The following is a 1,127-nucleotide window of genomic DNA, read 5'->3' as shown; positions in this document are numbered from 1 at the left end:
TGAATTCTCCTCGTGACAATAAAAAAATCCCTTATATTTGGGGAGTATTGTCCTTTCTCTTTTGCATTTGCATTCCAACACGCTTTAAACCTTGCTCAGTAACTGTGTCCTGCTTCCTTCACCAGTCCAACGGTGAATAAAACAGGGGACCGACTATTGAATGAGGCTACAAGGCTTTCCCGTCCAAAAGGAATGCACGCCTCAAAATGTCAATAGCACGGGCCCTTTTTTTATTGATGTGGTCGTAAAGGTCCTCGCGGGATTGTGCTAAACAGTTTTATTTTGCTAATAAAGGTATACAAAAAACATAATTAAGTACACTAGTTAGATTGTAAAATATATAAATAATATATTTATATATATAATTAATTGATGTAAAATCCTTTAATGATACCTTTTCATCATAATATGATGCGAAATGGCAGCAAAAAAGGTCAAATTGCCCATCAAAACCAAAAAGCCTGACAAACAGGAATCAAAAGAATTCAGTGAGAAGCATCGGCGGAAACTTGCCAGGATAGGACAAGACATCAACAATGGAACGATCAGGACCTTTGATGGGTTGCTCGATATTTTGGACAAGACACCACTTGGAAAGGCTATGGGCTATCAGGGTAAGCAATTTGAGGTTAAACTCAAGAACCCCCTTAAGTTCAACATGGGTGATGTCCTGGAATTAGCAAAGGTGACCGGAGCCGGCCAGGAAAAAACAGTGTTACTATTCTTGTATTACGCAATGGGCCTCAACAAGGGGAGCGTCGAACAACTGTACAAAAATAACACAACCGGAAAGCCATAGAGTTGATCTCTGTTAATCGGGAAAAAAATTTATATCACTTTACCCAGCCTGCTATATGTGACATTTGTCATGCCCAACAGAGAGCCCAGGTCTTTCCCTTGAGCTCTTTTGGCCAGTTCGGGCAGGTTGTCGTGCAACCAGCGGTATCGCTCTTTTGCCGGTTGCATCCACAACCCCCGGTAATGCAGGTATTGGGTCTGGATATATTTCTCCATCAGCAGCAAACCAATGGTCCGGAAGGCGGAAAAGTCCTTATAGACCGCCACCCACTGTTGATAGGGGATGACCTGTGCCCGGGTATGTTCTCACGTCTGGATCGACTCCAAGC

At 42.7% G+C, this 1,127-nt stretch carries 1 protein-coding gene; it reads left to right on the top strand.

The window, feature by feature from the left end; genetic code table 11:
- Positions 1 to 418 precede the first annotated feature (418 nt).
- On the top strand, positions 419 to 799 hold the full coding sequence (locus ACQR30_RS08475; RefSeq protein WP_429734006.1) for a hypothetical protein: 381 nt from the start codon (positions 419 to 421) through the stop codon (positions 797 to 799).
- Positions 800 to 1,127 lie beyond the last annotated feature (328 nt).

The sequence above is a fragment of the Arachidicoccus sp. genome, assembly GCF_050436765.1.
In the GTDB taxonomy this organism is placed as follows: Bacteria; Bacteroidota; Bacteroidia; order Chitinophagales; family Chitinophagaceae; genus Arachidicoccus.
Note: the sequence above shows the minus strand (reverse complement) of the source record. Positions and strands in the feature narration are given on the sequence as shown.